This is a genomic window from Flavobacterium geliluteum (genome assembly GCF_017948595.1).
In the GTDB taxonomy this organism is placed as follows: Bacteria; Bacteroidota; Bacteroidia; order Flavobacteriales; family Flavobacteriaceae; genus Flavobacterium; species Flavobacterium flavipigmentatum.
The window spans coordinates 104,372-127,853 of sequence record NZ_JAGFBV010000006.1; the positions used below are offsets into that span (position 1 = coordinate 104,372).

Annotated in this window: 20 protein-coding genes; 7 read left to right on the forward strand and 13 right to left on the reverse strand. The window is 35.6% G+C overall.

The features are described 5' to 3' along the window. Nucleotides 1-54: 54 nt before the first annotated feature. Together J3495_RS05380 and J3495_RS05385 are read right to left on the reverse strand one after the other, a co-directional pair. The gene (locus J3495_RS05380; protein ID WP_236025398.1) at nt 55-1,089 is read right to left on the reverse strand and encodes an aminotransferase class I/II-fold pyridoxal phosphate-dependent enzyme; all 1,035 of its coding nucleotides are present in this window, start codon (nt 1,087-1,089) and stop codon (nt 55-57) included. A 3-nt stretch (nt 1,090-1,092) separates the two neighbouring features. Next, nucleotides 1,093-2,103: a dipeptide epimerase gene (locus J3495_RS05385; RefSeq protein ID WP_210665548.1), complete on the reverse strand. Its 1,011-nt coding sequence runs from the start codon at nt 2,101-2,103 to the stop codon at nt 1,093-1,095. A gap of 368 nt (nt 2,104-2,471) precedes the next feature. Here J3495_RS05385 and J3495_RS05390 point away from each other — a divergent pair, with 368 nt between their 5' ends. Further along, entirely contained in the window at nt 2,472-2,873 is a 402-nt protein-coding gene (locus J3495_RS05390) for an excinuclease ABC subunit B (RefSeq protein WP_210665549.1), read from the forward strand. Here J3495_RS05390 and uvrB read toward each other — a convergent pair. The 11 genes from uvrB to trmD form a co-directional block, all read right to left on the reverse strand. Next, nucleotides 2,870-4,861: an excinuclease ABC subunit UvrB gene (gene uvrB / locus J3495_RS05395; RefSeq protein WP_210665550.1), complete on the reverse strand. Its 1,992-nt coding sequence runs from the start codon at nt 4,859-4,861 to the stop codon at nt 2,870-2,872. The genes J3495_RS05390 and uvrB overlap by 4 nt on opposite strands. A 130-nt stretch (nt 4,862-4,991) precedes the next feature. Then, complete coding sequence (locus J3495_RS05400; protein ID WP_236025399.1) at nt 4,992-8,111, reverse strand: TonB-dependent receptor; 3,120 nt, start codon at nt 8,109-8,111, stop codon at nt 4,992-4,994. 407 nt (nt 8,112-8,518) lie between these two features. Next, nucleotides 8,519-9,463, reverse strand: coding sequence for a 23S rRNA (adenine(1618)-N(6))-methyltransferase RlmF (rlmF, locus tag J3495_RS05405; RefSeq protein ID WP_210665551.1), 945 nt, complete (start codon nt 9,461-9,463; stop codon nt 8,519-8,521). 149 nt (nt 9,464-9,612) lie between these two features. Then, nucleotides 9,613-10,275: a thiamine diphosphokinase gene (locus J3495_RS05410; protein ID WP_210665552.1), complete on the reverse strand. Its 663-nt coding sequence runs from the start codon at nt 10,273-10,275 to the stop codon at nt 9,613-9,615. Between the two features lie 208 nt (nt 10,276-10,483). Then, nucleotides 10,484-10,924 carry a DinB family protein gene (locus J3495_RS05415; protein ID WP_210665553.1) on the reverse strand — a complete coding sequence of 147 codons (441 nt, stop codon included), beginning with the start codon at nt 10,922-10,924 and terminating at the stop codon, nt 10,484-10,486. 8 nt (nt 10,925-10,932) lie between these two features. Continuing rightward, nucleotides 10,933-11,415, reverse strand: a complete 483-nt coding sequence (locus J3495_RS05420) for a GyrI-like domain-containing protein (protein WP_210665554.1) — start codon at nt 11,413-11,415, stop codon at nt 10,933-10,935. 10 nt (nt 11,416-11,425) lie between these two features. Further along, complete coding sequence (locus J3495_RS05425; protein ID WP_210665555.1) at nt 11,426-12,247, reverse strand: DUF4249 domain-containing protein; 822 nt, start codon at nt 12,245-12,247, stop codon at nt 11,426-11,428. A gap of 40 nt (nt 12,248-12,287) precedes the next feature. Then, a complete protein-coding gene (locus tag J3495_RS05430) occupies nt 12,288-14,669 on the reverse strand; it encodes a TonB-dependent receptor (protein WP_210665556.1) in 2,382 nt (793 codons plus the stop codon). Between the two features lie 139 nt (nt 14,670-14,808). Beyond that, nucleotides 14,809-17,031, reverse strand: a complete 2,223-nt coding sequence (locus J3495_RS05435) for an NADP-dependent isocitrate dehydrogenase (RefSeq protein ID WP_210665557.1) — start codon at nt 17,029-17,031, stop codon at nt 14,809-14,811. Nucleotides 17,032-17,313: 282 nt separating this feature from the next. Further along, nucleotides 17,314-17,664 carry a 50S ribosomal protein L19 gene (gene rplS / locus J3495_RS05440; RefSeq protein WP_055098496.1) on the reverse strand — a complete coding sequence of 117 codons (351 nt, stop codon included), beginning with the start codon at nt 17,662-17,664 and terminating at the stop codon, nt 17,314-17,316. Nucleotides 17,665-17,809: 145 nt separating this feature from the next. Further along, a complete protein-coding gene (trmD, locus tag J3495_RS05445) occupies nt 17,810-18,490 on the reverse strand; it encodes a tRNA (guanosine(37)-N1)-methyltransferase TrmD (RefSeq protein ID WP_210665558.1) in 681 nt (226 codons plus the stop codon). A 290-nt stretch (nt 18,491-18,780) separates the two neighbouring features. Between trmD and J3495_RS05450 the strand changes: the two genes are divergently transcribed. The 6 genes from J3495_RS05450 (at nt 18,781) to J3495_RS05475 (ending at nt 23,447) form a co-directional block, all read left to right on the forward strand. After that, the gene (locus tag J3495_RS05450) at nt 18,781-19,146 is read left to right on the forward strand and encodes a hypothetical protein (protein ID WP_210665559.1); all 366 of its coding nucleotides are present in this window, start codon (nt 18,781-18,783) and stop codon (nt 19,144-19,146) included. Between the two features lie 358 nt (nt 19,147-19,504). Further along, nucleotides 19,505-20,377, forward strand: coding sequence for a sugar phosphate isomerase/epimerase family protein (locus J3495_RS05455; protein WP_210665560.1), 873 nt, complete (start codon nt 19,505-19,507; stop codon nt 20,375-20,377). A 56-nt stretch (nt 20,378-20,433) separates the two neighbouring features. Next, complete coding sequence (locus J3495_RS05460) at nt 20,434-20,793, forward strand: cupin domain-containing protein (RefSeq protein WP_210665561.1); 360 nt, start codon at nt 20,434-20,436, stop codon at nt 20,791-20,793. Between the two features lie 112 nt (nt 20,794-20,905). Continuing rightward, nucleotides 20,906-22,057, forward strand: a complete 1,152-nt coding sequence (locus J3495_RS05465) for an MFS transporter (RefSeq protein WP_236025400.1) — start codon at nt 20,906-20,908, stop codon at nt 22,055-22,057. A gap of 48 nt (nt 22,058-22,105) precedes the next feature. Then, nucleotides 22,106-23,038: a peptidylprolyl isomerase gene (locus tag J3495_RS05470; protein WP_210665563.1), complete on the forward strand. Its 933-nt coding sequence runs from the start codon at nt 22,106-22,108 to the stop codon at nt 23,036-23,038. Nucleotides 23,039-23,141: 103 nt separating this feature from the next. Next, nucleotides 23,142-23,447 (forward strand): cytochrome c, encoded by a 306-nt coding sequence (locus tag J3495_RS05475; protein ID WP_210665564.1) that lies wholly within the window; start codon nt 23,142-23,144, stop codon nt 23,445-23,447. Nucleotides 23,448-23,482: the final 35 nt, after the last annotated feature.

Sequence of the window (23,482 nt, forward strand, 5' to 3'; positions counted from 1 at the left end):
TAAAAACAATACAATTCGTGAAAATTTGTGTAATTCATGGTAGACTCTTTTACATTATTTCGAATTAAAGACGTTTAAGATGTTTATCAATTTATCCAGATCTTCTTTAAGATGATTCGCCGTAACCACAATTCTATTGATGTCTTTAGAGTTTTCCTGATACCTGAAATTGGCAATAATAATGTTGTTTTCTTTGAGAACTTCCGTGATACTTTCTATTTCGATATAAATCAACGGATACGTTTTATCAAATTTAATGTTCTCATTTTTGATTAGTTTAGAATCTATATACTTCAGGTTCTCTGTTAGTTTTTGATGTTGAATTTTGTAAATTTCCTCGGCATCAGCCAAAGTTTGCACAAAAGCAGGATTCATTCCGGCAGCAGAAACAAAAGTATCTAGGTTTTTTATTCGATTTATGAAAGAAGTATCACTAGCAATTACGCCTCCAGTCACCCCAAATGCTTTACCTAACGATGCCAGCATAATTTTTCGTTGAATAGGAAGGTGTATAGAGGAGTATATTCCTGAGCCTTTTTCTCCCAATATGCCTAGTGAATGCGACTCATCAATAACCAAAGTGATTTCTTTACAACTTGAAATTTCTTTTAAAATACTCAAATCAATTGCTTTTGTTTGATGCGAAGGTACGGCATCGGCAAGAATTGTTATTTTTTCAACAGCATTATCGAGCAAACGAGTATTTAATTTACCATTGATTAAAACAGGTAAACTATTAGGGGTTTTAATAGCAGTGTGAATCTCCTGCAAGTGAAAAAAGCAAGCTGTATCTTTTCGTAATTCGTCCATAACGAGTTTTCCTGCCAACATTCCCGAAGAAACGGTAACTGCTGCTGCGGCTTTTATGTGTTGAGCCAAAAAAAGCTCACCATCATCATAAGCAGTAAGTTTGATGTTGGCACTTCTGGAACTTCCATAAGTTGTTCCCCATCTCAGGATGTTTTTTACCACTAATTCCTGAAACATAGTGTTTTTTGGCAATCCCAAATAGGCGGTTCCTCCAAAATACAAATATTGTTCTTGGTCTATTTCGATGATTCTATCTGGAAATTGTGTTACTTTCATCATCGTTTAAAGTAAAGTCACGCCAGTTCCGTTAAGTTCCGAATAATAAATGATGCCATCTTTTATGGTCACACCCGTTGCAATATCTTGGGCAAGTAATAGTGCACCATCCATATCTACATAATCCAATTGGGGTAGCAAATGCGCAATAGCTGAAATTCCAACCGTTGATTCTGTCATACAACCTACCATCGTTTTCAATCCTAACTTTTTTGCTTCCTCAATCATGCGCTTTCCAGGTGTTAAACCGCCACATTTTACCAGTTTTACGTTTACTCCGTGAAAATGATTGAAGCATTTTGCCACATCTGCTTCAATAATACAGCTTTCGTCTGCAACGATTGGTAAAACCGAGTGTTTGAAAACCTCTTTATGAGCCTCCCAATTGTCAGCTTTCATAGGTTGTTCTAAAAATTCTACGCCTAATTTTTTCAGTTCAACAGCATTATTAATCGTTTCTTCAACTCCCCATCCGCAGTTGGCATCAATTCTAAAAATGGCGTTGGTATGTTTTCTGAGTTCTTTTACAATGGCAATGTCTTCCTTGGTGCCTAATTTAATTTTATAAATCGGCCACGGTAATTCCCGCATTTTTGAAACCATTTTTTCTATAGAAGCAATCCCGATGGTGTAGTCCGTCATCGGATTGTTTTCGGTAGTGTAATTCCATAATTGGTATAATTTTTTACCTTTTTTACGTGCATACAAATCATTGTAAGCCAGGTCTAAAGCGCACAAAGCAAACATGTCTTCTTTTAGGTGAGGATGTATTTTAGACCAGAATTCTTCGGGAGTTTCATCTTCTGTAGCTTCGATTAGAGGTTTAATTTTTTCTAAATCTGCCATCATTACGGGAACCGTCGTCTTGTAATAAGGGTTCGATGTGGCTTCTCCATATCCGGAAAATCCATCGCTTTTTAGTTCCACAATTAACGACGGCTGAAAATCGATAGATTCTCTTGATATCGTAAAAGTATGTTTTAGTTTTAGATTGTATTCTCTTAATATTAGTTGCATTTTTTGTTTTTTTTAAATTTAAAAACCGATTCAGAATTCTATTTACAGAATTTATCTCTTTTAAAATTTTATATTTTTTGTATAATTGTAGATTGATACTTTCATTATATTAAAAAAGTGAAAAAGAAAATATAACTATTTATGAATTGAAAAGATCAGATTGAAATGCAATTTTAGTTAAAAAAAATGATTATTGAAGTTAAAATTGTTAAATGATTTAATTTTAATGAAGCTCTGTTGTTTGATGCAGTATTTTATGATTTTTGTTCTTCGTTTAAGAATTTTATACAGCTTATTTTATTTATATACGTTTCAAAGATTTGTCTTTTAAAAGTAAAAACAATATTTTAGCCAAAATAAAAAACTAGATGAATACCCAAACCGATAAAATAAGTTTGCTTCTCGAAATGATTGCTTTCTCTACAATTGATGGGAAATTGCATAAGAGAGAACACGAATTTTTGTGGTTAGTGGCTCAGGAACTGCAAATTGATGTGGTCACCTTTCAGGATTTATTTCATCAGGAAATCAAACCCACAGTGATCAAGTCTGAGTTTCAGCGCATCCAACAATTCTACAGATTGGCGCTTATCATGCATTGCGATGGTGTTTTGCACGAAAAAGAAGCCATTGCGATTCAGCAAATTTCAATACAAATGGGACTCAATCCTGCAGCTACTAAGCGCATTTTGGATTTAATGAAAAAAGCACCCAATGCAATCATCGATCCTAAACTTTTACTGAAAGTTTTTCAGGAACAGCATAATTAAGGCAATTGTTCTTGTAGTTTTTTTATATCGTCACGTAATTTTGCTGCCTGTAAAAAGTCAAGTTCCTTCGCCGCTTTTTCCATTGATTTGCGTTTCTCACGAATCATTTTTTCTAATTCGGCTTTTGGTAAATATTTCGTTTCTGGTTCTGCCGCAAGAGACAAATTATGACCTAGTTCGTATTCTACCAAAGGATTTTTGGTAAAAGCGCTTTCTATTTTTTTATTTAAAGCCTGAGGAGTTACGCCGTTTTCCGTATTAAAGGTAATCTGTTTGGTTCTTCGATAATTGGTTTCGTCAATTGTTTTTTGCATACTTGCCGTAATTTTATCGGCATACATAATGGCTTTTCCGTTTAGATTTCGAGCTGCCCGACCAATAGTTTGGGTGAGCGAGCGGTGGCTTCGTAAAAAACCTTCTTTGTCGGCGTCTAAAATTGCAACCAACGAAACTTCCGGTAAATCAAGACCTTCACGAAGCAGGTTGACTCCAATTAAGACATCAAAAATACCTTTACGTAAATCCTGCATAATTTCGATACGCTCCAAAGTATCGACATCTGAGTGAATGTAACGACAGCGAATACTCACTTTGGTTAAATATTTGGCCAATTCTTCCGCCATTCTTTTGGTCAGAGTGGTAACCAAAACCCTTTCGTCCAGTTCACAACGAATCTGTATTTCTTCAATTAAATCATCAATTTGGTTCAAACTTGGGCGTATTTCTATAATTGGGTCTAATAAACCAGTTGGGCGAATTACTTGCTCAACATAAATTCCGTCTGATTTTTGCAATTCATAATCGGCGGGCGTTGCAGATACGTAAATCACCTGATTTTGCATGGCTTCAAATTCTTCAAATTTCAAAGGGCGATTGTCCATAGCTGCAGGTAAACGAAAACCATACTCGACTAGATTTTCTTTTCGACTACGATCGCCTCCATACATAGCGTGTACTTGCGAAATGGTCACGTGACTTTCGTCAACTACCATTAAATAATCATTTGGAAAATAATCCAACAAACAGAAAGGTCTCGTGCCCGCTTCTCTTCCGTCAAGATAACGTGAGTAGTTCTCAATTCCGGAACAATAACCTAGTTCCCGAATCATTTCAAGGTCAAAATTGGTGCGCTCTTCTAATCGTTTTGCTTCCAGATGTTTGCCTATTTCCTTAAAATAATCAACCTGTTTGACTAAATCTTGCTGAATTTCCCAAATTGCTCCTTGCAAAACATCGGGAGAAGTCACAAACATATTGGCCGGATAAATAGTTAGTTTTTTAAATTTTTCTATAACTAATGAAGTTTTAGCGTCAAAAGATTCTATTTCTTCAATTTCGTCTCCAAAAAAGTGAATTCTAAAAGCATCATCAGCATAACTTGGATACACTTCTACAGTATCACCTTTGATTCTAAAGGTTCCGGGAGTAAAATCAGCTTCGGTTCGGGCGTATAAACTTTGTACCAGACTGTGTAATAATTTAGTACGCGAAATCACCTGATCTCTTTCGATAGCAATAACATTTTTCTGAAATTCTACAGGATTTCCAATACCATACAAACAAGAAACAGAGGCAATAACAATTATATCTCGACGACCTGATAGGAGAGAAGATGTAGTACTCAAACGCATCTTTTCCAGCTCTTCATTGATAGATAAATCTTTTTCTATAAAAACACCAGTAACAGGCATGAAAGCCTCCGGTTGATAATAATCGTAGTACGAAACAAAATATTCTACCGCATTATTCGGAAAAAATTGTTTGAATTCTGAGTATAATTGCGCTGCTAACGTTTTGTTATGTGCCAAAACTAATGTCGGTTTTTGAACTTCCTGAATAACATTGGCAACGGTAAAGGTTTTTCCAGAACCTGTAACACCGAGTAATGTCTGGTACTTTTCGCCATCACGAACACCTTGCGCTAATTTTTCTATCGCTTGCGGTTGATCTCCTTTAGGGCTGTAATCTGAGGCTACTTGAAATTCCATTTTAAAAAGTAAAAGTTCTTATTTACAAAGATACAAGTTTGATTTCTTTTTATACGAAAGTAAAATCCAAAAGAAAACCGCCAACAAATAAATGCTGACGATTGTTCCATTTTACTAATTCTGGGGTAACTTAGAAACTAAAGCTCAATCTTGCAAACACAAAACGTCCGTTTTGACCAAATTGTGAAACATTTCGTGAGTAAACAAACTGATTTTGATTAGACAAATCAATAGCGGTTGCGGTTGGCGCATAGGTTACGTTTCCACCAGCATCAACACCATTGGCTCTCCTGGCGGTTTGCGGACCTAAGTTTTTATCAGGATAAATGTCAAAAATATTGTTAGCTCCAATTACAATTTTAGTAAAATCAGTAATTTTAAAGCCTACAGACATATCAGTAATTACTTTTCCTCCCCAAACTGGATGCTCATTTTCTACGGCTTTACCATTTACAATAGTGGCGCCCACAAATCCGTCACCATTTACATCTGCAACGTTTGGATCTGTAACTTCTCCAAAATATACATTTCTTAAAAAGAAATCGAATTTTTTATAAGTAAGATTATTTGTTAAGTTCACTTTTATTCGTGGAACTGCTTCTTCCAGATATATTCTTGAGGATTCAGAGTAATAAGTATTTACCTGTCCGGCGGCTTCCAAAATTGGTGAAGCGTGAATACTGCCTACCTGCTGCGTTTTTGAAAAAGTTCCTGACAAATCATTTTTTAAGGTCAAATTTTCATTTAAATTTAATTTGTTCGTAATCACAACATCGATTCCTTTTGATTCCGTATCGATCGCATTAGCAAAGAAAGTAGCCGCATTGGCGCCCGCTTGGTCGTAAAGCGACTGTGTTACAGGAGTTGGAGTAAATTGATCGGTAAGTACCACTCTGTCTTTTATTTTTATGTAATAAGCATCGGCCGTGATCGTAATATTAGCTGATGGTATTTTGGCACTAAATCCTGCACTTGCACTTCTGGATTCTTCTTGTTTTAATTTTGGAATACCCAATAAACCTGCTATTTGAGAATCATTGCTGAATGTTCCTACTTCAAAAGGTACACCTCCTGTAAATTGTGTTGCAGTCGATTCGTAGTAAATTTGATGTAAAGAAGGTGCTCTAAAACCCGTAGAGAAAGCACCGCGCAAGTTGATGTTATCTGTTATTTTGTAACGTGTGGCTAATTTAAAATTCGTAGTGCTTCCAAAATCTGAATAATTTTCAAAACGTACGGCTCCGTTTAGCAACCATTTTTCAGTAACATCTAATTCTAAGTCGGTATAAACGGCAACGCTATTTCTTTTTTCGTCTTTTGCATTAGCGGCTCTATATCCGGGAAAAACTTGCGCTCCTCCAGGTCTTGCGGCACCAAAAAAATCGGTCACTCGTATATTGGCAGGTGTTGTTCCTGTAACTACATTTCCGTTAATGTCATACTGGCTGTACGAATCAGGAACACCGGCATTGATACCATACATTTCGTAACGATATTCAGCACCGAAAGCTACGTTTAAAGTATTGAACTTTTTACTCAAATCGAAATTGGTTGTGTTTTGAGAAAAACGCAAACCTCCTGCATCAAATTCTGTTGGTGAGCCTTCTCTTAAAGTGGCATTTACAGTGTTTTCTATATTGTAATCAAAAGCATTTCTTCCAAAGGTATTGCTCAGGTCAAAATTCCAATCTTTAAAAAGAGTACCTCTAAGTCCTGCTGCAGCAGAAAGGTCATTAATGGTAGAATGTATTTCAGGTAAAAAGCCGTTCAAATACAAGCCTGTGTAGGATCTTGATTGATTTGGCCTTCTGAAAAAACCGGCAGATTCTCCTTCTCTGTAACTTGTACCGCCAAAAACATACACTTCTAATTTATCGTTTATAGGGTAAGCAGCATTCAGAAAGAACTGAACACTTTCAAATGAAGATTGTCCCACACGCATATTAAAATTTTTTCTTTCCAGATTTCGATAAGCCAGTTCTCCGTCGGTTGCATCAAAATTTAATGCAGTTTGTAACTGCGGGATAGTGGTAGCATTACTTATGGCGGTTTGTTGAGCACTTGTAAAATAGCTCACTTGTGGCGCATATCCTTTTATCGTATTGATTATTTGTGTTGTATTTGGTGTATTACTTATATTTCCGAACAAAGAATTGATGTTGATGCCATCTTCAGAAGCTCTTTGTTCAATAGCATTATAAGCATTGTAAATAGTACCGGCTGCATCATTAGCTCTGCTTGTGGCATCACGCAATTGCAAACTTCCTGTTACGTTGATAAAACTTTTCTCTTTGCCTAAATTTGTACCATAATTTAGGTCCAATTGGTAATGATTTCCATCATTTCCGCCTCTGTGATCATTAGCATTTTTTGAGAAATTGCTTCCTGAAAAAAGATTAATATCGAGTTTTTTAGTATCTTTTTTTATATTTAAATTGATCACTCCTGCAATAGCATCTGAGCCGTATTGAGCAGAAGCTCCATCTCTTAAAACCTCAATTTTTTCGAGAGCAAATGAGGGAATGGCGTTCAAATCTGTTCCTACTGATCCTCTTCCGGGAGTTCCGTTAATATTTACTAATGATGAAGTGTGTCTCCTTTTACCATTTAGCAAAACCAAAACCTGATCGGGTCCCAAACCTCTCAATTGGGCAGGGTCAAGGTGATCTGTTCCGTCTGCTACAGTTTGTGTGTTGGAGGTAAAGGAAGGTGCCACCATATTCAAAATCTGATTTAAATTGGTTTGTGCGCCCTGAGTGGCAATATCTTTCATCGCAATCACATCAATTGGCACGGCAGATTCTGTGACGGTTCTGGTCGGATTACGTGACCCAATAATGACCACATCCTGCAAAGTTTCGCCGCTTCCACTTGCTAAAGTAACATTTACAACAGGCCCGGTAACGGTTACAGTTTTGCTTTCTAGCCCCACATACGAAAATTGCAGTACGTCTCCAATTTTAGCTTCAATAGTATAATTTCCTTCAATATCGGTGACTGCCCCTCGTTGTGTACCTTTTACCAGTACGCTAACCCCGGGTAAGGAAGCTCCAGTTTCATCTACGACTTTTCCTTTTACAAGGTCAATTTTATTGTTTTGAGTTATCCGAACGTTGTTTTCTGGTGTGTTTTTAAGATCAGTTGCATTTAAATTGTTACTGTTGGCGAGAATAATGGCTAATGCAAATGGCGAAAGCGACACCTTTTTGAGTCGTAAAAGCATTCCATTTTTGAATAGATCTTTTTTCATAATTTTGGTTTGTTATTAATTTGGTTTTGAAATAATAGAAATCAAAAAAATAATTTAAAATAGGCTTTGGGCACTATAATAAATTAATGAGAAGGGGATTTTGAATTTGTTTTTGGTATGAATCTTTAAGGCATGAGAATCTGAACCATTGGTAATAGCGACTTTATTGGAAAAGATGATGCTGTACTATGCTTGCAAATTAAAGTGGTATTATTCGCCAGATTGTAAAACATCAAAAATAAATTTCTTGTAATGGTAAAACTACATAATTTTATATTAAAATTCTTACTCAAGGTAAAAAAAATATAAACTTTTTAGATTATTTAAGTATACGGTAGTTTAAAAGCATTAAAAATAGTTTTTTTTGAAATTTAAGATTCTATTTTTATTGTTTTTAGAATTTAAAATTACAACTTCCACTCTTTTTGCTGATTAGCGCTTAAGAAAGTCCAAGCAACAATACGACTTGTTTTTTGCCCTTGCGCCATATCAATGGTCTTGATTTTGGAAGCATTTACTTTGTTTAAAGTCTTATAAATGCTCGAAAGGTTTTCTTTCTTGGATACTAAAGTCGTGAACCACAAACATTGCATGGGATATTTGGCACTTTCGTAAATCATTTGAGTTACAAAACCAATTTCTCCGCCATTGCACCATAATTCGGCATTGTGGCCTCCGAAATTCAAAATTGGATTGGTTGTTTTTTTCTCTTTCGGATTTAAATTTGAAATCTTGCGAACAGTACTTTTGTTGGCTTCGGCTTCTGAAGCGTGAAACGGTGGATTGCACATTGTAAACGTGAATCGATCTTCGGGAGTAATGATGTTTTTAAAAATAAATCTTGATTCTGTTTGTTGTTGCAAACTGATGGCGTCAATTAAATGCGGATTGGCTTCGATAATAGTACTACAATTGTCAATAGCAACTTCGTCAATATCGGTGCCCACAAAATTCCAGTCGTAAAGTGCATTTCCTAAAATTGGATAAATACAATTGGCTCCTGTACCCACATCAAGACCTAAAACATTTACCCCTTCCGGCTGAATGCCGTTATTGGTTTCTGTTAGTAAATCGGCCAGATAATGAATGTAATCTGCTCTTCCGGGAATAGGAGGGCAGAGGTATTTTTTGGGGATGTCCCAATTTTGAATTTTATAATAGGTCTGTAGCAATGCTTTGTTGAGCAATTTTACAGCTTCGGGATCACTAAAATCTATTGTTTCGATGCCGTGAATGTTGATGGCAACATGTTTTTTTAATTCGGGACAATTTGAAATAAGTAGTGCAAAATCGTATCGCGAACGATGAAGATTTCGTGGATGTAAATTGGTTTTTTCAGAATCGTCTATCATTTTATTTTATCAATTTGGGTGCAAAGATAGTCATTCCTTTTTGGGAAATTGTATTTATGAAAATGATTGCCCTAGCCCTGATGGAAGCGACATCCTTTTTCTGGCTTTTTTTGCCAGGAAAAGATACAGCGGACAGCAGGAAATAGCTTCTAATCATTACATTCCATTAATAATAAATCGCCATCTTCGTGGAAGATACTTACGAGTCCGTCCTGAGCCACGGCGTTGCTGCTACCGGTTCTATAGCCAATTGTGAGGGTGTCATTTTGCAAAGGATATTGCAAATTGGTCGAAGAAATGCCATTGACCACCCCGATCGGAATTAGAGAAATAGGGGTTTTGGCGGTGTACCATTTTTCGAATTTTTTAGGCAATAAAAATATTTTGGAGTGATCATCGAGAATCACAATTTTGAGTAAATTTCTGTATCGAACGATGTTGGTAAGATTGGTGATGGTGTGATCGGCACGTTTTCCTGTTGCCCAAATTACGTTGACTGCGGGGATTTTTCGTTGGATAAGATAGTCAAAAGCCTTCTCCAGATCGGTTTTATCCTGATCGGGAGCGTGTACGATTTCGATTGGAAATTGCGAGGTTTTGTAGGTTTCCGGATCAAAACCACGATCAAAATCACCCAAAAGTACATCTATTTTGATGTCGAGTTTAATGACTCTTTCGATAGCAGAATCGAGTACGATGACCAACGGCGACCATTCGAGCAACTGTCCGAGCAACTCATTATTGCAGGACGCGCCATTGGCAATAATTAAGGCCGGTTCCTGATCGTCGCGAACTATATGGTGTGATGACATGCTGATTTTAGATTTTAGATTGTTGATTTTAGATTGTTGATCAGTGAAAAGCGATTTCAAGCTTTAATTTTTTTAAAAAAACTTAGAATCTAAGTCTCTAAGGGCCTCGGAACCTCTCTTAAACTAAATTTTTGATCACTGAATACTAATTTATGACTTTAATTTGAAAAACTTAGAATCTTAGTCCCTCATAAAATCAGTTCCTCTCTTAAACCAATCTTCGGTGGTAATTGATTTGTCCTAAATGATAGGCGAGATGCGTAGAAAGATGTACTAGAAAAAAACCTGTTGTCATTTCTTTTTCAAAAACGATTTGCGGGTAAATAGCTGCTAAATCAGCTTCTGTCAAGCTGTCAAGCGCATTGTTGACTACCGAGATAGTATCTTCGATTTTACTGATTAATTCGGATTTGGGAATGTCTTTTGATGAAAATTCTAAAGGCCTGTTTCTATTGTAACCTGTTTTACCAATTTCTGCACCAATATAGGCATTTATATTCCCGATGAGGTGCAAGCAAATATTTCCTGTAGAATTGGCGATATTTTTATCGATTGCCCAAATTTTGCTTTCGTCCTGATAGGCTTCGATTTCGCTTTTAAGTTTGTTAAGGTCTCGGTCAAAAAGTGATTTTAGAGTTTCGATTAACATAAGTATTCTTAAATTTTATTTTTTATCGGAATCCAAATATCCTCTTCGGCATTGGGGTCGTCTTTTTTGTATTTATCGGTCATCACAGCAAAATGAGGCCTTTCGTCAACAATATAGGCAGAATTGGGTAACCATTTTGTAAAAATAGCCTGGTAGGTTTTTTGAGCATCATTTGAAGAACCTTTGTGAGTAAAAACAGCGTAGTTGCCCTCTGGAATAACTAAAGTATGCATTTCTGAAGGAACTTCGTTAAAATATGAAACCGCAACTGCCGCCCATTTTTGGAAAGTATTGTTAGGATCAAAAGGATCAAAATGGCCAACGGGAAATACTTCAAGCGAATATAAATTGGAGTTGATGGTGTTTTTAATTTCTTTTCTTCTCGGCATAAAGCCTCTCCATAACTGAAAAGTTTTGTTTTCTATAAAATTCATTGAAATGTATTGCCCAATTAGCTTTTGTTCGGATAATTTTTCGATTCTGGCTTCCATTTTTCTTGTGTTATTCTATGATGTACTTTCTGGAATCGGTTTCGCTAAGCGAAAAATAACCCAACGGATAATTGGCAGAATCGGTTGTGTTGATGATATTTCCTCTCACCGTTGCTGGTGGCGACTGAAAAGGTCCTCCTGAACTATTACCCGCAATACTAACCAAAATACTGATGTAGTTGTAATATTGTTTAGAGATACCAATGTGTGTTATCTCAATCACATCGCCGGGCTTTAAGTCTTCGTCATCAGAAATACTAAAAAATTCGTTGCCTTCAAAAAACTTATCCTCATCTGCATAATAGTTCGATTTTACTTTGTTAGAATACAGATATTTATACAAATAATAGTTGTTTTCGTTGGCAGGATCATTGTAAAAAGTTTTTATCTCAATGTCTTGTCCAGTAAAACCACCTTCGTTATTTTGCTCAATTCGGGTAATAGGAGCAACTGCTTTAAATGTTTCAGAAGCATTGTAAGTATTGCCATTACTGATGACTGTCAGCGTATACGTCTGACCAATTACTGGTATGAAATTATTGCATACATATTGTCCTGTTTCGGGTATTTCTGTAAAGTTGAATTGTTGGTTGCTGCTGTTTCGGACAAAAACAGTCGCTCCCGAAACGGTTGGAACTTTGTTTTCAAAATAATCAGCTGTGGTCGTTAGTTTTATGGTTTGTTGAGTTCCTGTCGTTCCTTTTTCCCAGTTGATTGCTGCTTCTATAACCAATTTTGGTGGAGCAGCATCCAGATCAATATCTATTACTTCTTCGCAATTGGTAAAGAAAAGAGCCATAAAAAGCACAATTAATAAGTGTAATTTTTTCATAACAATATGATTTATTTTCTTTTGATAGAAAGTGTTTTTTTTAGAATTTAAAGTTATAACTCACGGCAGGAACTACACCGAAAATAGATGTTTTTACGGCTTCATTATCACCTGTGTCTACGTTCTGGCGAAAATTGATCGAAGCGGCATTTTGTCTATTATACAGGTTATAGATACTAAATACCCATTCGCCCTTCCAATTTCTGCCCTTATTTTTTCTGGGTGTCAAGGTAGCCGAAATGTCTAAATGATGATAGGCTGGCAAACGATTTTCGTTACGCAACCCATAACTCGGCACCGTAATTCCTAAATATTCATATTGGCCGTTCGGATAGGTTACAGGCTGTCCCGATTGCAAAGCAAAATTGGCTCCAAAAGACCATTTTTCGTTCAAATTATAAGAGGATGTTATAGCAAGGTTGTGGGTTTTGTCATAAGCAGAGTTGTACCATTGTCCGTTGTTGATACCGCTTTCCTGTGGAGTTCTTCCCGGTGTTTGCTGCTCAGATTTTGATAGTGTGTACGAAATCCATCCGTTTAATTTGCCTTCATTTTTCTTAAACATAATTTCTAAACCATAAGAACGCATTCTGCCGTTTAAAATTACTTGTTCGATAGCATCATTTGCAATCAAATCGGCTCCATCGATATAATCAAGTCGGTTTTGAATTTTTTTGTAATAGGTTTCAGCTTCGATAGAATAGGCTCCGTCACTGATGTTTCTAAAGTATCCAAATGCCACCTGATCTGCAATTTGTGGTTTGATATAATTATCACTTGGCATCCAGACATCAAGCGGAGTAGGCGATGAGGTATTCGAAATTAATTGAAGATATTGCGCCATTCTATTGTAACTGGCTTTTAAAGCCTGATCATCATTGAGCTGATATGAAACTGAAAATCGGGGTTCTAAGTTATTGTAACTTTTTATCGATTTGTTTTTACTAAAATATTGAGTAGAAGTAGGAATTCCTTTTTCGTAAATCTGAAGTTCAGGGTTGAAAGTCACCGGACTATCATTTTCATAATAATTAATTGTCGAAGCACCCAGACGATAAAATAAGCTGTAACGCAGTCCGTACGAAACGGTGATTTTTGTCGAAAGTTGATTTTCAGCTTCTATGTAAACCGCTGGTTCAAAAGCATATTTTTTATCTAATTGATCGGGGTTAATTCCCGACTCGTCATTGCTTGGCTTGATAGTTCCCGGGTTAAATTCATAATAAATACCATTTAGACCATAATTCAATTTGAATTTATCCGAAATATAGTTCTTAAAATCATATTTGATATTGTAGTTTTTAATGCCCGAATCCCATGTAAATCCGACAAAATCCAGATCAAGACCGTAATAATAATCACTGTAAATCAATGATAAATTCGAAAACAGCTTGTCTGAGTATAAGTGGTTCCAACGTAAATTTAGCGTTGAGTTTCCATAAATATTGGTAAAACTTTTGTTTAAACTAAAGACATCGCGACCAAAATAACCCGATAAGTACAAACTGTTATTGTCGTTTAATTTATAACTTAATTTAGTATTCAAATCATAAAAATAAGCCGAGTTGTCTTTTTGATCTTCAGAAAATTTCAAGAACAAATGAGCGTATGAAGCCCTTCCGCCAATTAAAAAAGAACCTTTGTCTTTTACCAAAGGACCTTCGGCAAGAATTCTGCTCGAAATCAATCCGATTCCACCATTTACATGGAATTCTTTGCTGTTTCCGTCTTTTTGGTAAATATCCAAAACAGAAGAAGCTCTTCCGCCATAGCGAGAAGGAATACCGCCTTTATATAATTTTAAATCTTTGATAGCATCTGGATTAAAAACTGAGAAAAAACCAAATACGTGAGAAGAATTAAAGATTGTAGCTTCGTCCAATAAAATTAAATTTTGGTCTGCACCACCACCACGAACATTAAAACCTGATGCACCTTCGCCAGCATTGGTAACGCCTGGAAGCAATAAAATTGATTTTAAAACATCAACTTCTCCCATCACTACGGGCATTTTTTTTATGGTCGAAATAGAGAGTTTGTTGATACTCATTTCGGGCGATTTGATATTGATTTTACCTTTATTATCAGTAATAACAACTTCCTCTAATTCTTCACCACCTTCGTTTAAAGCAAAATTATTCTTGGTGTTTTGATTTAAAATGATCGTTTTTTGAATGGTTTGATACCCTAAATAGCTAATTTCGATCTGGTATTCGCCAGCTGGAACAGTAAGCGAATAAAAACCGTATTCATTGGTTGTAGTACCGATTTTTAGAGATGGAATGTAAACATTTACACCAATTAAGGTTTCGTTGTTTTTAAAGTCTTGTATAGTGCCACTTAAAGTGAATTTTTCCTGAGAAAAGGAAGTCACAGTGGTGAAAATAATAATAAGAAATGCGGCAATTTTGTTTGTTATCATTGTCGTGGTTTTGATTGACATAGTTAAGAATTCTTACTAAATATTTCCGTAAATCAATTGTTAAACATTAGTTAAGATAAAAAAAGGCAACCATTGCGGGTTGCCTTTCTTAAAGTAGTATAATAACACGTGTTGATATTTATTTAATTTCAGCAAGAATTGCATTAAAAGTTGCACTAGGACGCATTGCCTTACTTACTAATTCAGGATTTGGCTGGTAATAACCACCCAGTTCCTGAGGTTTTCCTTGCGCGCCAATTAATTCAGCATCAATTTTAGCTTCGTTAGCTTCGAATTCAGCTGCAATTGGAGTAAAAATGGCTTTCAATTCAGCATCTTTGTTTTGAGCCGCCAAAGCTTGAGCCCAATAGAAAGCAAGGTAAAAATGAGAGCCACGGTTGTCAATCTGACCTATTTTACGTGCTGGAGATTTATCATTTGCAAGGAATTTATCGTTGGCTTCGTCTAAAGTTTCAGATAATACAATTGCTTTAGAATTGTTTAAACTTTGTCCTAAATGCTCTAATGAAGCACCAAGAGCTAAAAATTCTCCTAACGAATCCCAACGCAAATAACCTTCTTCTGTAAATTGCTCAACGTGTTTAGGGGCAGAACCTCCAGCACCCGTTTCAAACAATCCACCACCATTCATTAAAGGAACGATAGAAAGCATTTTTGCAGAAGTTCCTAATTCTAAAATAGGGAACAAATCGGTTAAATAATCACGCAGAACGTTTCCAGTTACAGAAATAGTGTCTAAACCTTTAATAATTCTGTCAAGAGTAAATTCTGTGGCAGCCACTGGGTTTAGGATACGTATGTCTAGGTTGGTTGTATTGTAGTCTTTTAGGTATTTCTGAACTTTGGTAATCAATTCTCTGTCGTGCGCTCTGTTTTCGTCAAGCCAGAAAACGGCAGGAGTATCAGACAAACGTGCTCTGTTTACGGCTAGTTTTACCCAATCCTGAATAGGAGCATCTTTAGCCTGGCACATTCTAAAAATATCATTAGTTTCAACATTTTGCTCCATTAAAACAGTTCCTTTGTTGTCTACTACACGCACAACGCCATCACCGATCATTTGGAAAGTTTTGTCGTGAGAACCATATTCTTCAGCTTTTTGGGCCATCAAACCTACGTTAGGAACACTTCCCATTGTTTTAGGATCAAAAGCACCGTGTTTTTTACAGAAGTCAATAGTAGCCGTGTAAATTCCAGCGTAAGAACGGTCTGGAATAACAGCGATTGTATCTTGTTGTTTTCCTTCTTTATTGTACATCTGTCCAGAAGTACGAATCATTGCTGGCATAGAAGCATCAACAATTACATCAGATGGAACGTGTAAGTTGGTAATTCCTTTATCAGAATTAACCATTGCAATAGCAGGTCCGTTTTCGATCGCTTTTGTAATGTCAGCTTCTACTTCAGCTTGTTCAGGTCTTCCAGCAATTTTTGCATAAATATCTCCTAAACCATTGCGAGTATCAATGTTTAATTCATTGAATAAAGCTTCGTATTTTTTGAAAAGATCAGCAAAATAAACTTCAACGATAGCGCCAAAGATAATTGGATCAGACACTTTCATCATCGTCGCTTTCAAATGGACAGAAAGTAAAACACCTTCTTTTTTAGCATCTGCAATTGCACCGGCAACAAAAGTTTTTAAAGCGTGTAAGTTTAATACAGAGCTATCAATAATTTCTCCTGCTTTAAGCGGCGTACTTGCTTTAAGAACAGTAGTTGTACCGTCTTTTGCAACAAATTCTATTTTTACATCATTCGCTTCTGCTACTGTTACCGATTTTTCACTCGCGTAAAAGTCACCGTTTGGCATCGAAGCTACTTTTGTTTTTGAGTCGGCAGACCATGCACCCATTGAGTGAGGATTTGCTTTTGCAAAGTTTTTTACTGCTCTTGGCGCTCTACGGTCAGAGTTTCCTTCACGTAAAACCGGATTTACAGCAGAACCTAAAACTTTAGCATATTTTGCCTTAATTTCCTTTTCGGCATCGTTTTGAGGCTCTTCAGGAAAATCAGGTATTTTATAACCATGAGACTGCAATTCTGCAATAGCGGCTTTTAGCTGCGGTACAGAAGCAGAAACATTAGGCAATTTGATAATATTGGCTTCAGGTTGTGTTGCCAATTGACCTAATTCTGCCAATGCATCTCCGGTTTTTTGCGAATCTGTAAGAAACTCAGGAAAATTGGATAAAATTCTACCCACTATCGAGATATCTCTGGTTTCGATTGCAATGCCAGCTGTAGCTGTAAAAGCTTGAACAATAGGTAAAAAAGAATAAGTCGCTAACAATGGCGCCTCATCAGTTAAGGTGTAATAAATTTTAGAATTCTGTGTCATTTTTTTTTTTTTTTTTATAATCGTATCGCCAAGGGTGAGCGATGTAAAAGGTATATTTGGCTCAGAATGAGCGCAGCAAATATAATAAAATCAGTCCGAAAACGGTGTAGTTTTCCGGATAAATACTCAAATTAGCAGATTGTTATTTCGGCGACTTAAAATTATCAAATCGGTGGTTTTGATATTAAAAAATTGCAGTTTTATTATTTTAAATTATAAGAATAAAAAAAAACTCGTTTCAAATTACTTGAAACGAGTTTTTTATAACAAAGAGATAATAAATTATCTTCTTTTATCCTTAATCTTAGCTTTTTTACCAGTAAGTTCTCTGAAGTAGAAAATTCTAGCTCTACGTACAGCTCCTTTTTTGTTGATTTCAATTTTTTGCAAAGCTGGCAAGTTTACTGGGAAGATACGCTCAACACCAATAGCTCCAGACATTTTACGAATAGTAAAAGTTTCTGTGTTACCAGAACCTCTTCTTTGAATAACAACTCCTTTAAAAAACTGAGTTCTTGTTTTTTCACCCTCTTTAATTTCGTAGTAAACTGTGATTGTATCTCCAGCTCCGAAAACAGGGAAATCTTTTTTAGCAACTAATTCGGTTTGAACGAATTTCATTAAATCTGCCATGATATCTTATAATTATGGTTTTTATATAGAGCAACATTCACGGATCTCGCCAGAGGTTAGTCTAATTTTGGTGCAAAAATACAAAAAAAGTCGAAAGTTACAAGTCGAAAGTTTAAAAATGTTTTTGTTTTACAATTTTAAGATTTTATGACTCATTTAGCAAATCCGGACGTCTGTTTTTGGTGTGTTCATACGCCATATCCTCGCGCCACTTGTCAATTTTGGCAAAATGACCGCTGGTTAAAACGTCTGGAACTTTCCATCCTTTATAATCTGCAGGTCTAGTATATATGGGTCCCGAAAGTAAATTATCCTGGAAACTATCTGTTAAAGCCGAAGTTTCGTCGCTTAAAACACCTGGAATTAAACGAATCAAAGCATCCGACAAAACCAACGCGCCCAATTCTCCTCCCGACAAAACATAATCGCCAATCGAAATTTCTCTCGTAATAAAATGATCTCGCACACGCTGATCTACTCCTTTATAATGTCCGCACAAAATGATAATATTCTCATACATCGACATTGTGTTGGCCATCTTCTGGTTCAGAGTTTCTCCGTCTGGCGACATATAAATTATTTCATCGTAAGTTCTTTCGCTCTTCAAATGCGTTATACAGGCATCAATTGGCTGCACCGTCATTACCATTCCGGCACCTCCGCCAAACGGATAATCGTCAACACTTTTTTGTTTGTTGGTGGTATAATCACGAAGATTATGAAAATGAACTTCTACCAAACCTTTATCGATAGCACGTTTCATAATCGAAGCCTCAAACGGACTTTTTAATAATTCGGGTAAAATGGTAATGATATCAATTCGCATTGTTTTTCTTAAAAATTTATGAGTGGCAAAGATACAAAGTAAATTTTTGAGAAATTTAAAAAACAAAGCCTTAAAAATTAAAGAATTTACTGATATACAGAGTTGTATGCCAAATAAGGTAATAAATATGAGTTTCTAAATTTAATTAATTGAATTTTAATTATTTAAGTGATAATTGTGTAAAATTACAGTATCTTTATGTAAGTTTTTTATATATTATAACACCTACTATTATAGTATTAATCTTTAATGATTGAAATTTGACTAAAAACATCTAAAATAGTAATCTTATGAAAAAAATTATTTTACTAACCGCGACATTAATAATCTGCGCATGCTCCAGTTCTAAAAATGATGGAGATAAATTAATCGGACAGACAAAAAATAAAGTTATGAAGAGTTTAGGTGCGCCTGTACGTACTTTGAATAATGATACCAAAGGCGAAATACTTATTTACGCTGATCAGATTTATACAAATTCTCATAGCCAGAATGGTTCTACAATGGTGGGCGCAAACTATTGGAAATATATGTTTGTTTACATCAATACGGAAGGAAAAGTTTCTTCATGGAGAAATGAAAAACAAGAATATCCGCCACAGCAAATTGATGCCGATAAATTAATTGGAGTTGATAATATGTTGAGTGTAAATTAAGTAAAGTGTTTTTTTTTAAATTGTTGTAAAAAAGTATCTTGTCAAATTAGATGTTTTTTTATTTGTAAAACTTTACTTAATATCTTAAACTCATCAAATGAATAATTTTGATATCATTTTTTAATTCAATTATCCATTCTCCTGCTTCTCTTCTTTTTCATAAATAGAGTTTAATAGCTTTAATGAATACAAATTATCGACAATTAAATATTTATTTTCGAGTTGGTAATTCAATTTAAAAGGAGAAATTTTTCCGTTTATTTTTGATTTTAGCTTTTTAAATAAGACAAATCGATTTTCAAATTGAGTTTATTCATTAGGGAAATAGTAACTTTACATTGAGAATATTATTTTGAAAATGGTAACACGACGTACTTTTATAATCAACAATAGTTTGGCTGCAACAGCTGTTCTGATTGCACCTTCATTAGCTTTTACAATGGATAAAAAGGAAATAGGTTTACAGCTTTATACTTTGCGAAAGGAACTCTCGAACAACGCAAAAGGAACTTTAGAAAAAGTAGCAAAAGCTGGGTATACAAACGTAGAAACCTATGGATTTTCTATTAAAGATCAATTTTGGGGATTGTCACCAATAGCATTAAAACAAATTCTGGATTCAAACGGATTGAAATCTGTAAGTGGACATTATAATTTGGGTAGCTTTTTGGTTGATGGAAATAAAACAGAACTCAAAGCAGCCATCGAAGCAGCGAAAATTTTAAAGAGTGAATACTTAACAATCCCGTGGGTTGATGAGCCTTACAGAAAAAATACAGACGATTATAAAAAAATATCTGCAGCTCTTAACGAAGCGGGAAAAATGTGTCAAAACGAAGGTTTAAAACTGGCTTACCATAATCATGATTTTGAATTTGAAAATCACAACGGTACTTCAGGCTACCAGATATTAATCCAAGAAACAGATAAACAGTTGGTTTATTTTGAAATGGATTTGTATTGGGTCGTTTTTTCAGGTTTAAATCCAGTTGATTTATTTCAGCAAAATCCCGGCCGATTCAGCATGTGGCATGTAAAAGATATGGATAAAGTAAATCGAAAATTAAATACTGAAATTGGTTCAGGTTCTATTGATTTTAAATCCATTTTCATGGAAGCAAAACAATCCGGAATGCACCATTTCTTTGTAGAGCAGGAAAATAATTACAACCCAAATCCCTTCGATTCAATAATAAAAAGTCATGATTTTATCTCAAAAAAATTGATTTAATCCTAAATATTGCCTGAAAAAAGTATTTTTGTAGCAATATCAATAAAATAGGTAATATGCAAAGTTTCGGTACCAGCAAAGAATTTATAAAAGGAGCAGAAATAGAGTGGGAAGTGGTTGGAGAAGGCGTTAAACGCAAAATTATGGCTTTTGATGATCGCGTAATGCTGGTTAGCGTACATTTTGAAAAAGGTGCTATTGGAGCTTTGCACGATCATTATCATACTCAGGTAACGTATATTTCTAGCGGAAAATTTGATGTAACTATTAATGGTGTTACTCAGACTTTAGAAGAAGGAGACAGTTTTTATATTCCGCCTCATGCAATTCATGGCGTTGTTTGTTTAGAAACTGGAATTCTAACGGATGTTTTTAGTCCTATTCGGGAGGATTTCATGCAGGGAAGAACATATTAAATTCAAAACAGGTGTGGTTTTTAGTTTTAAATTTTATATTTTTTTAAACTTTAGTTCTAAATTAGAATAGTATTTTTGCCTAATGAATTTATCCAAAACGAGTGTCTTATTTATGGCAGTTTGCACTGGACTTATAGTTGCAAATCTCTATTACTGTCAGCCTTTAATTGTTTTAATTGCCAACGAATTTAAAATTCCTGAAGCCAATGCGGGAACAATAACCTACCTGACTCAGGCGGGTTACGCAATAGGATTGTTTTTTATGGTGCCATTGGGCGATAAAATCGAAAGAAAAAAGCAAATTCTAATGACTACCTTAGCATCCGTAATCGCTCTAATTATTGCGGCTACGGCCAAAAGTTTCTTTATTTTGCAAATAGCATCTTTACTTATAGGAATCACCTCAATTGTTCCGCAGCTTATTTTGCCTTTGGCAGCGTCATTAACGAGTCAGGAACAAAGAGGCAAAGTCATCGGAACGATCATGAGCGGTCTGCTGGTTGGTATTTTGTTGTCGCGAACTCTAAGCGGGTTTATAGGTCAGGTTTTAGGCTGGAGATCCATGTTTTGGATCGCTGCTGGCATTTGTCTTTTGATATTTTTTGCTATCCAAAAGAAATTCCCAGTCAATAAACCACAGTTTTCGGGTACATACGGTCAATTAATACAATCACTTTTTACCTTAATAAAAACACAACCTGTTTTGCGCGAAGCGACCCTGATTAATGTCTTTTGCTTTGCTCAGTTTGGGGCTTTTTGGACTACTATGGTTTTATTACTTTCGGGTGCTCCATTTAATTTCAACAGTGCCACAATTGGTCTTTTCGGGATCGTAGGCGCTTCTGGAGCTTTGGCAGCTCCGCTGGTTGGTAAAATGGGTGACAAGGGAAATCCTCGTGTTGCTGTAGGTTATGGTTGTTTATTGATGCTGATCAGTTTTATTATTTTTTACTTTTCGATAGAAAGTGTTATCGGAGTGATTATCGGAATTGTTTTTATAGACATAGGCATTCAAGGCGTTCATATTTCGAACCAAACCAGAGTATATTCATTAGTTCCGGAAGCTAGAAACAGATTGAATACTGTATTTATGTCGTTTAGTTTTTTAGGAACGGCCGCTGGTTCTGCATACGGATTATTATTATGGAAAATAGGTCAATGGCATGCCGTAGCGATCGGTTGTGCTCTTTTGGCCATTTTGGCATTGATTGTTTATAGCGTTACATTTAAATCAAAATCTAAAACAATAGAAACCGCAAATTGATATAAAATTAATTCGTAAATTTGCATTCAAAATTAAAAAATAACAACAATGGAAAACGGAATATACGCTAAATTCAACACGAGCAAAGGTTCGATTTTAGTGAAACTAACTCATGACTTAACACCAGGAACCGTAGGGAATTTTGTAGCTCTTGCAGAAGGAAATATGGAGAATAAAGTAAAACCTCAGGGAACTAAATTTTACGACGGATTATCTTTTCACAGAGTAATTCCAGATTTTATGATTCAGGGAGGTTGTCCAAAAGGTACTGGAACTGGAGATCCAGGTTATAAATTTGATGATGAATTTCACCCAAGTTTGAAACACGATCGTCCGGGAGTTTTGGCAATGGCAAATTCAGGACCTGCTACCAATGGTTCTCAGTTTTACATTACGCATGTTCCAACTTCTTGGTTAGATGGTAAACATACTGTTTTTGGTCATGTTATCGAAGGTCAGGATGTTGTCGATGCTGTAGCTCAGGGAGACGCTCTTGAAACTTTAGAAATTATCAGAGTTGGAGAAGAAGCTCAAAAATTTAATGCTATTGAAGCTTTTATCGCTTTAAAAGGTGCTCGTCTAAAGCGTGATGCTGCTTTAAAAGCAGAATCTGAGGCTAAAATGGAGCAGCTTGCCGCTGGTTTTGATAAAACAGAAAGTGGTTTGCGTTACAAAATGATTCAAAAAGGAGATGGTAAAAAAGCAGAAGCAGGTAAAACAGTTGCTGTTCATTACGAAGGATCTTTAGAAACAGGAAAAGTGTTTGATTCATCTTATCCACGTAAAAAACCAATCGAATTTAGATTAGGTCAGGGTCAGGTTATTGAAGGTTGGGATGAAGGGATCGCTTTGCTACAAGTAGGAGACAAAGCTCGTTTTGTAATTCCATCTGATTTGGCTTACGGAGCTGCGGGTGCAGGAGGAGTAATTCCGCCAAACGCAACTTTAATTTTTGATGTTGAATTAATGGACGTTAAATAGTCTATAAAAATTTTAATTTTAATTAAAGTTTCACTTAAAATAATAATCCCGTCTGGTTGAATCCAGATGGGATTTTTTATATTTACTTCAAAATAAACTAAACATGAAATCAAGAATTTTAACTATTTCCATCGCACTCGTTTTATTTTCGTGCGCTACAAAAACACCATCAGTTCCAGCTGCAACTACTGAAAATGCGACTGCAGCAAAAACAGTTGAACTAACCCCTGAGTTGGTCGCAGGACAAAACTTGTATGATAATAATTGTGCAAAGTGTCACAAATTATACGAACCTAAGAAATTTAGTCAGGAACAATGGAAACCTATTTTGGTAAGAATGCAGAAAAAAGCACATTTAGACGATACGCAAATGGCTTCAATATCTAATTATATTACATCGCAATTGTAAAATTTAAAAAAAAGCATTTTCTTCGGCGAATGCTT

What these genes read in the sequence shown, in the direction of transcription:
- J3495_RS05465 (WP_236025400.1), top strand. Translation starts at nt 20,906, where the DNA reads ATGGCAGTTTGCACTGGACTTATAGTTGCAAATCTCTATTACTGTCAG.
- rlmF (WP_210665551.1), bottom strand. Translation starts at nt 9,463, where the DNA reads ATGATAGACGATTCTGAAAAAACCAATTTACATCCACGAAATCTTCAT.
- J3495_RS05455 (WP_210665560.1), top strand. Translation starts at nt 19,505, where the DNA reads ATGGTAACACGACGTACTTTTATAATCAACAATAGTTTGGCTGCAACA.
- J3495_RS05390 (WP_210665549.1), top strand. Translation starts at nt 2,472, where the DNA reads ATGAATACCCAAACCGATAAAATAAGTTTGCTTCTCGAAATGATTGCT.
- J3495_RS05470 (WP_210665563.1), top strand. Translation starts at nt 22,106, where the DNA reads ATGGAAAACGGAATATACGCTAAATTCAACACGAGCAAAGGTTCGATT.
- uvrB (WP_210665550.1), bottom strand. Translation starts at nt 4,861, where the DNA reads ATGGAATTTCAAGTAGCCTCAGATTACAGCCCTAAAGGAGATCAACCG.
- J3495_RS05475 (WP_210665564.1), top strand. Translation starts at nt 23,142, where the DNA reads ATGAAATCAAGAATTTTAACTATTTCCATCGCACTCGTTTTATTTTCG.
- J3495_RS05400 (WP_236025399.1), bottom strand. Translation starts at nt 8,111, where the DNA reads ATGAAAAAAGATCTATTCAAAAATGGAATGCTTTTACGACTCAAAAAG.
- J3495_RS05430 (WP_210665556.1), bottom strand. Translation starts at nt 14,669, where the DNA reads ATGATAACAAACAAAATTGCCGCATTTCTTATTATTATTTTCACCACT.
- rplS (WP_055098496.1), bottom strand. Translation starts at nt 17,664, where the DNA reads ATGGCAGATTTAATGAAATTCGTTCAAACCGAATTAGTTGCTAAAAAA.
- trmD (WP_210665558.1), bottom strand. Translation starts at nt 18,490, where the DNA reads ATGCGAATTGATATCATTACCATTTTACCCGAATTATTAAAAAGTCCG.
- J3495_RS05380 (WP_236025398.1), bottom strand. Translation starts at nt 1,089, where the DNA reads ATGATGAAAGTAACACAATTTCCAGATAGAATCATCGAAATAGACCAA.
- J3495_RS05415 (WP_210665553.1), bottom strand. Translation starts at nt 10,924, where the DNA reads ATGTTAATCGAAACTCTAAAATCACTTTTTGACCGAGACCTTAACAAA.
- J3495_RS05435 (WP_210665557.1), bottom strand. Translation starts at nt 17,031, where the DNA reads ATGACACAGAATTCTAAAATTTATTACACCTTAACTGATGAGGCGCCA.
- J3495_RS05425 (WP_210665555.1), bottom strand. Translation starts at nt 12,247, where the DNA reads ATGAAAAAATTACACTTATTAATTGTGCTTTTTATGGCTCTTTTCTTT.
- J3495_RS05460 (WP_210665561.1), top strand. Translation starts at nt 20,434, where the DNA reads ATGCAAAGTTTCGGTACCAGCAAAGAATTTATAAAAGGAGCAGAAATA.
- J3495_RS05410 (WP_210665552.1), bottom strand. Translation starts at nt 10,275, where the DNA reads ATGTCATCACACCATATAGTTCGCGACGATCAGGAACCGGCCTTAATT.
- J3495_RS05450 (WP_210665559.1), top strand. Translation starts at nt 18,781, where the DNA reads ATGAAAAAAATTATTTTACTAACCGCGACATTAATAATCTGCGCATGC.
- J3495_RS05385 (WP_210665548.1), bottom strand. Translation starts at nt 2,103, where the DNA reads ATGCAACTAATATTAAGAGAATACAATCTAAAACTAAAACATACTTTT.
- J3495_RS05420 (WP_210665554.1), bottom strand. Translation starts at nt 11,415, where the DNA reads ATGGAAGCCAGAATCGAAAAATTATCCGAACAAAAGCTAATTGGGCAA.